At 55.7% G+C, this 6,297-nt stretch carries 7 protein-coding genes; 2 read left to right on the forward strand and 5 right to left on the reverse strand.

Annotated features, from left to right (window positions below; all coding sequences use genetic code 11):
- Positions 1 to 50: 50 nt before the first annotated feature.
- The 4 genes from WBH99_RS01015 to WBH99_RS01030 form a co-directional block, all read right to left on the reverse strand.
- Positions 51 to 1,289: a DUF1302 family protein gene (locus tag WBH99_RS01015; protein WP_424218240.1), complete on the reverse strand. Its 1,239-nt coding sequence runs from the start codon at positions 1,287 to 1,289 to the stop codon at positions 51 to 53.
- Complete coding sequence (locus WBH99_RS01020) at positions 1,290 to 2,093, reverse strand: outer membrane lipoprotein-sorting protein (protein WP_424218241.1); 804 nt, start codon at positions 2,091 to 2,093, stop codon at positions 1,290 to 1,292.
- 11 nt (positions 2,094 to 2,104) lie between these two features.
- Positions 2,105 to 4,348 carry an efflux RND transporter permease subunit gene (locus WBH99_RS01025; protein ID WP_424218242.1) on the reverse strand — a complete coding sequence of 748 codons (2,244 nt, stop codon included), beginning with the start codon at positions 4,346 to 4,348 and terminating at the stop codon, positions 2,105 to 2,107.
- A 134-nt stretch (positions 4,349 to 4,482) separates the two neighbouring features.
- Entirely contained in the window at positions 4,483 to 5,088 is a 606-nt protein-coding gene (locus WBH99_RS01030) for a TetR/AcrR family transcriptional regulator (protein WP_424218243.1), read from the reverse strand.
- Between the two features lie 209 nt (positions 5,089 to 5,297).
- Here WBH99_RS01030 and WBH99_RS01035 point away from each other — a divergent pair, with 209 nt between their 5' ends.
- Positions 5,298 to 5,930 carry an SGNH/GDSL hydrolase family protein gene (locus WBH99_RS01035; protein ID WP_424218244.1) on the forward strand — a complete coding sequence of 211 codons (633 nt, stop codon included), beginning with the start codon at positions 5,298 to 5,300 and terminating at the stop codon, positions 5,928 to 5,930.
- 9 nt (positions 5,931 to 5,939) lie between these two features.
- Here the strand turns inward: WBH99_RS01035 and WBH99_RS01040 are convergent, their stop codons facing one another.
- Complete coding sequence (locus tag WBH99_RS01040) at positions 5,940 to 6,071, reverse strand: RbsD/FucU domain-containing protein (RefSeq protein ID WP_424218245.1); 132 nt, start codon at positions 6,069 to 6,071, stop codon at positions 5,940 to 5,942.
- 60 nt (positions 6,072 to 6,131) lie between these two features.
- Between WBH99_RS01040 and WBH99_RS01045 the strand changes: the two genes are divergently transcribed.
- Positions 6,132 to 6,287 (forward strand): TRAP transporter large permease subunit, encoded by a 156-nt coding sequence (locus tag WBH99_RS01045; RefSeq protein WP_424218246.1) that lies wholly within the window; start codon positions 6,132 to 6,134, stop codon positions 6,285 to 6,287.
- The last annotated feature ends 10 nt before the right edge of the window (positions 6,288 to 6,297 follow it).

Genomic DNA, 6,297 nt, shown 5'->3' on the forward strand with positions numbered 1-6,297 from the left:
ATGCATACGCGATGATCTTGTTTTCATTGCAGCCATTCCTTTGAATACGCTTAAAATGAGATCTTCGCGGAAGTGAAGACGCTGTTGTTTTTCGAATATTGCCCGAAAGTCCCGCTGTTTCCCAGAAAGAACCAGCCGCCGGCGGCCAATTCCATGCCGTCGCGGATTTTCCAGGTGATCTGAGGTTTGATCAGGGCATCCGGCGCCGCGAAACCTATGTAAGCCAAGGCTTCCAGCCTTACCGTCTCGCGTGCGAAGCTTCGAGCCAGAAGGACGGTGGCCATGTTCGTGATTTTCTCTTCAACCATCGCCGCTTCATGATCGAGGATGATATCCTGGACGAATTGGACTCCCGCGGTAAACCCCAGAATCGGGAAATCCGTCCCGACGGAATACTGGATCGCGTTCTTGGTCGTGTAGCCTTCGGGATAGGTCATGATATCACCTTGATATCGCATGTTGATATGGAAGGCTCCTTCGGATTTGAGGACCAGGGGGCCGATCGTTGCCGCCAGCGCGTAGCCAAGGGCTCCCGCGCGGTAATATTCTTTTTGGACCTCAATGGCGGTGAGACCGAGCCCGGGTGTGACCGTCTTTCCCACGACCGCGAATGCCGGAGTGTCATTCCAGAACCAGCCGCCCATCAGGGAAAAATCCACGCTTGAACCCAGCCAGCCATAACGGAGGAAATATTCGTCGCTGGAAAGGTTCAGCTCCGGCATGAGGGCAGGCTGAAACGTCGGCGTCACGGGGAATGGCATCTTTGGCGCCCATATGGAATCCGCCTGAGGCTGTATGCCGGGAGTGAACAAGGGCAGCCATACGAAATCCAGTTGATGATTTCCCGCGAAGACATTGATGCGCAGGCCAGTGATAGCCAGGCGCAGCTCTTCGAAATCGGGAACGAGGAAGCGCGAAAGATCCTTGGGGGAGACAAGGTCGGTGATGAACAGGGCATCGCTCTTGCCCCATATGACCTGCTGTTTGCCGATGCGGATGTCGAAGGCTTCTCCGAAATACTGCAGATAGAGTTCCCTCAGGTTCAGCTCCGGCGATTGACCGTTTTCTTCATATATGATGGCATTGGCATAGAGGGTTGTGTCGTCGGTTTTCCAGGTGAAGCGCGAGTCGAAGGTGTTTTCTTGGAGGAACACCGACCCGCCTGGTATGAGGACGCCGAGCTTGGTCCGCCCGTAGCCGTTGAAGAAAATGTTCTCCGCCGGGAGTTGGAGAAGACAGGCGCAGAGACCGGCGAATAGCGCCAGCTTGCGAAGGTATGATTTTTTCATTCAAAGCCCCTTGGTCATGGTGCGTTCGGCGAAAAGCTCTTCCCTGATGCCCTTGTTCACTTCGAGGGAGGTGAAGGACATCTTCGTGCGATGGTCATTCTGGACGTTGTGCATTTCGGTTTGGGTTATCATGAGGAATCCATCGATGACCTGGGTCTGCCGGATGACAAGGGTTTTTAGAAGCTGGTTTCGCGTGTCATAATAATCCCTCCGAAACCCTATCGGCGTGGTTTTCGAGATCCAGCTCACCGTGCGCGAATAGCTGAATGAGCTGTCGCGCGGCTTGCTCTCTATCACCCAGCATTCCTCGCCGCCGATTTTGTCGCTGCCGATGATGCGATGTTCGTCCTTATCGGGATGTCTTTCCCCAAGATCGTCATAGCTGAAGTCCGATCCCATGAAGGAGTCTCCCTTTCCGCCGGAACTTATTCTTTTTACGCGCTTGAGGGCAGGCAGATAGATCCATTGATCATCGCTCCTGCCTGAGTCGGCATAGCTCCAGTTCATGAAGGAGGTCCCCCGGACATCGGCGGGGCTCTGGAATTCCATGATCTTCTTGTCCGCCGTCCCGAAACTCGCGGAGAGCTGCTTGAGCGATCGAACCCGTTCACGATTCTTGGAATCGACCATCGTCATGGTGAGAAGGGCGGTCGTGTCGGTGGGCTTGGGGCGGTTGTAGACGTTTTCCATGATGGCGGAGGCAGAGGGACTGCCTGAGCCGGGGGAGGTGTTCCCCGAGGTCTGGGCGGCGACAGGGTTCGTGATCGCGAGGAAGGCAAGAAGGCCGAGCGTGGCCAGGCTCATGTGAAGATGTCTCATTTTCTTTCCTTTACTATGGAGGATGATTTCCTCAGTACGAGGAACATGATCGTGACGGTAGCCAGGAAGGCTGTCAGCATATTGAGGGAGACCAGAAGGCCTACCTGGCGATTAGGCGGGAACACTGAAAATACCATTACCATGAAGCCTGAAATGACGATGGACGCGTTCAGAAGTACGGCCCGGCCCGTATGGCTCATGGAAAAGCGGGCGGCTACTGCCTCGTCGCCTGTTTTTCTGAGATGCTCCCGATAGTGGGCGATGAAATGGATTGCGTAATCGACGCCTATGCCGACCGCGATGCTCGAGATCAGGGCAGTGGATGTGGTCAGGGGGATGTTCAGGATTCCCATGATGCCGAAGTTGATCACCATGGAAATCAGCACGGGAATGGAGGCGATGGCGCCCAGAAGCGCGCTTCGGAACATGAAGGCGACAAGGAGAAATACGATTAGCACGGAGAGGCCCAGGCTGGCGATTTGCCCGGAGAGGATCAGGTTGGAGAAAATCAGGCTCTTGTATCCCGATCCAGCGAAGTTGATCGTGATGCCCTTTTTGGCGAAGTCGTCGACGTATTCCTTCGCCTTGTCGATCACGCGATTTATCGTCCTACTGTCGTCGCTTTTCAGCTGGACCGTGACATTCGCGCTCCGGAAATCGGCGTCGACCACCTTCCAGAGATTGTCAGGATCTCCCGACATCTCATAGAGGAGGAGGTACTGGGCTATTATATCGGATGATCCGGGTATCGCGTCGTAAGCCGGGTCTTCCGCGTTCATGGAAAAATGCATCCGCTTCAGATAGTTGATCAGGGATTGGCTGTCACCGACGTTTTCCAGCTGCATCACCGAGCTTTGCATGCTATCCATCAACGCCAGGACCTCGGGCTGCTTGAAGGTGTCGGGCTCTTCCGAGTCGAGGATGATATTCACGGAGGATGTCCCGCCGAAGTGCCGGTTTACGAAGGCGTCGGTCTGGACGATGGGGCTGGATTGTTCGAAATTGTCAAGAAAGCTGGTATTGATCCATACGCGGGAGATGCCCCAGAGCGAAAGCAGGAGAACGAAGCCCGTCAAGACGTACACATGGCTCTTGTGGGCGCTTATGGCATCGGCGAAACGGGCGCCAAAGGGAATGGATCCGCTTATTCCCCCGCGGCTGACCGCGGGCGGCTTTCCGTTGCCCCAGAGGACTATTCCCGAAGGAACCAGGATCATGGTCAGCAGCCAGGAGGCAGCCACGCCGAAGGCGGTGAAGAGGCCAAAGTATTTGACCGGATAGACCTGGGAGCTTACCAGGGAGATGAAGCCCGCCACCGTGGTCAGCGCCGCGAACAGCGCGGGTTTTCCTATCACGGAAATCGCGTTGACGGCGATTTCGAATCTGCCCGCAGCAGGATTACCCTTCGTGAAGTAGTCGATCTGATTATAGAGATGGATAGCGTAAGCCACCCCGATGGCGATGAGCATGACCGGTATCATTATGCTCACTGAATAGAGAGGTACGCCCAGCGCTGTCATCAGCCCGAAAGCCCATATGGTGCTGGCGATCACCACCGCCAGCGTGATGACGGTTCTGCGCGCTTGCCTCAGGACGAGAAGCAAGACGATTGCGATCACAAGGATGACGAGGGGACCCGTGCGTCCCATATCCTTAGGGCCGAGAATCGCCAGAGTGCCTTCAACGATGGGCCTGCCCGCCACATGGAGGATTTCCGGTCCCGAGAATTGCTTCGAAAGGCCCATTATCTTGTCGTAGAGTTTGTTCGAAAATCCGCTTTCCGGCAATTCAACCACTATCAAGGCGGTCCGCTCGTCGGCCGACACCATGCGGCCGGCTATCATCGTGTTCTTCCTCACGGCGTCGCGGATTTCATCGGCTTCGGCCTGGGATGTCGGCGCTGACACATAGAAGCGCTGGATATCGAGGCCCTCTTCCGAACCGACGATATTGTCCGCGCTGTGGATGGATTGCAGGCGGGAATTGGCCAATTCTTCGATCGAATGCAGGGCTGTTTCAATTTCGATCAGTTTTCCCAGCGTTTCCGGATTGTAGATGGAATCCGGATGCTCGACGGCGATCAGGATGGAGTCCTTGATCAGGAATCGTTCGTTGGCTTCCTCGCTATATATGAAGGCAGGGTGGGTTTTGGGCATGTACTCATCCAAATTGGTTTCCATCCGGAATGACGAAAACAATGAAATCCCTGCCAGGATCGTTATTCCGGCTATCACCAGCATGGCTGTCCGAGGCCTTTTTACAATCGACGCGAAGATTTTTGTCACGGTGCCGCTCCCTCTGTGTGAGTGTGGTTAGTTAATATAAACTAACATAAAAATATCGAGTGACGGATTTTACGATGCCGTTCATGTCATCAGTCGCTGTGTTCGTTGATAAGGGACAAGGATGATTGGATGTATTGGCGCGTTTGCTCCGTCAGGGGTTTAGCGCCTGTTCCCGGAGCACCGTTCATGCGCCACCGGGAGACCAGCATCCTGAAACCGCCGATCAGGAGAAGCGAGAGGTTATCGCAATCCAGGTCTTTCCTGAAACTTCCTTCCTCGATCCCGGCCTTCAGCAATTCCCTGATATGATCGTTTGTTTCTTCAATCATAGCGCGTATCCGCTCGAGCAGGTCAGGATCTTGCCGGAAGAGCATGTCTGGAAAGAGTATGATCACCAGCGAGGGGAAGGATTCGAAGCTGAGGGCTTGGCGCGAGAAAAAATCAACGAGCTTTTCCTTCGCGGTCCTGCGCTCGCTGACCGCCTGGTGCCAGGCGGCATTCCTCACCGCAATGATTTCATCCACGATAGCCGAGAGTATGGCCGCCTTGGAATCGAAGTGGCGGTAAATGGCCGGCTCGCTCGTTCCTATGGCCTTGGCGAGGTTCTTTATCGTGAGTTCCTGTATGCCTTGGCTGGCGATGAGCACGAAGGCCTTGGTCACGATTTCTTTCTGCCGCTCGGTTGTCTGCATCATGCCTTCTCATGGAAGTTAGTAAATGTTAACTAACGTTACTCAGTCTTGGATTTTTTGTCAAGGCATCGGATGGCTGTGTGGATAGATGCGCTGAGGGCTGCGATCGACTCCGCCTTTCTGGGGAGGAACCCGGTATCCAGATCAGGCTGAGAAAGCTACAATGAAGCACTTCCGCCGAATCCGGATCGGGCGGCGCATCGGGGGCATACATGAAAACCATCGTCTGTTTTGGAGATTCGAATACCTGGGGCTACAATCCCGCGAACGCGACGAGGTACCCCAAGCCGATGCGCTGGCCGGGCATTCTCGCCTCCGCCCTGGAAGCAAGCGCGCCGGGTGGCTACGACGTCATACCCGAGGGGCAGAATGGACGCACCACCGTGTGGGAAGATCCGGTCGGCCAGAAAAAGGGTTCGTCATACCTGCTTCCTTGTCTGGAAACGCACAAGCCGGTGGATCTCGTGATCATCATGCTCGGCACGAACGACCTGAAACACCGATTTGGGGTCTCCAGCTATGACGTGGCGAGGGGCCTGGCCTGGCTGGTTCAGATGGTGCGAACTTCCGAGTTCGGTCCGGGCAACGCCGCTCCCGCTGTCCTGGTTGTCGCTCCGCCGCCCTTCGCGACCATGGGCGGCTTTTCCCAGGAATTCGAGGGCGGAGCCGAGAAATCGCTGACCCTTGGAAGGGACATTGCCGCCCAGGCCGCCCTCAAGGGTTTCCCCTTTTTCGACGCGGGAACCGTCATCCGTTCGAGCGAACGCGATGGCATCCACCTGGAACCCGAAGAGCATGAAAAGCTCGGCCGGGCCCTGGCGCGGCTTGTGGTCGAGCTGATCTGAATATTGTCCTCAAGTAGCCTTCTCTGGATTGGAGCGCGAGGCGACGGGGTAGTTGCCGTCGCCGATAAGCACTTGGGAAAAATGCCCGGAGCGCGCGAGCGCGGAGAGGATCTCGGGGTGGAGCAGTTTTGTTTTCAGCATATCAGGCCATGTAGACGCCGCCGTTGATGTCGATGGTGGCGCCGGTTATGAAGCCGTCGTGTGGATGGCATCATCGGTCCTCTCCCGGGAGGTCTCGCCATCGTCAACTGCATTGAGTCCATGTTTTTCGGCGGCGTGTCGGGCTCGGCGGTGGCCGGGAGCGTATCGGTAGGCCGCCTTCCTGGGTTTTGTGGTCTACAAGGAACTCAAGCTTAAAGATCTCTGG

This window comes from Azovibrio sp. (assembly GCF_049658005.1).
In the GTDB taxonomy this organism is placed as follows: domain Bacteria; phylum Pseudomonadota; class Gammaproteobacteria; order Burkholderiales; family Rhodocyclaceae; genus Azovibrio.

Bases quoted from the DNA above. Each gene is read 5' to 3' on its own strand.
- WBH99_RS01015 (WP_424218240.1), bottom strand. From the start codon at position 1,289: ATGAAAAAATCATACCTTCGCAAGCTGGCGCTATTCGCCGGTCTCTGC.
- WBH99_RS01020 (WP_424218241.1), bottom strand. From the start codon at position 2,093: ATGAGCCTGGCCACGCTCGGCCTTCTTGCCTTCCTCGCGATCACGAAC.
- WBH99_RS01035 (WP_424218244.1), top strand. From the start codon at position 5,298: ATGAAAACCATCGTCTGTTTTGGAGATTCGAATACCTGGGGCTACAAT.
- WBH99_RS01030 (WP_424218243.1), bottom strand. From the start codon at position 5,088: ATGATGCAGACAACCGAGCGGCAGAAAGAAATCGTGACCAAGGCCTTC.
- WBH99_RS01025 (WP_424218242.1), bottom strand. From the start codon at position 4,348: ATGCTGGTGATAGCCGGAATAACGATCCTGGCAGGGATTTCATTGTTT.
- WBH99_RS01040 (WP_424218245.1), bottom strand. From the start codon at position 6,071: ATGCTGAAAACAAAACTGCTCCACCCCGAGATCCTCTCCGCGCTCGCG.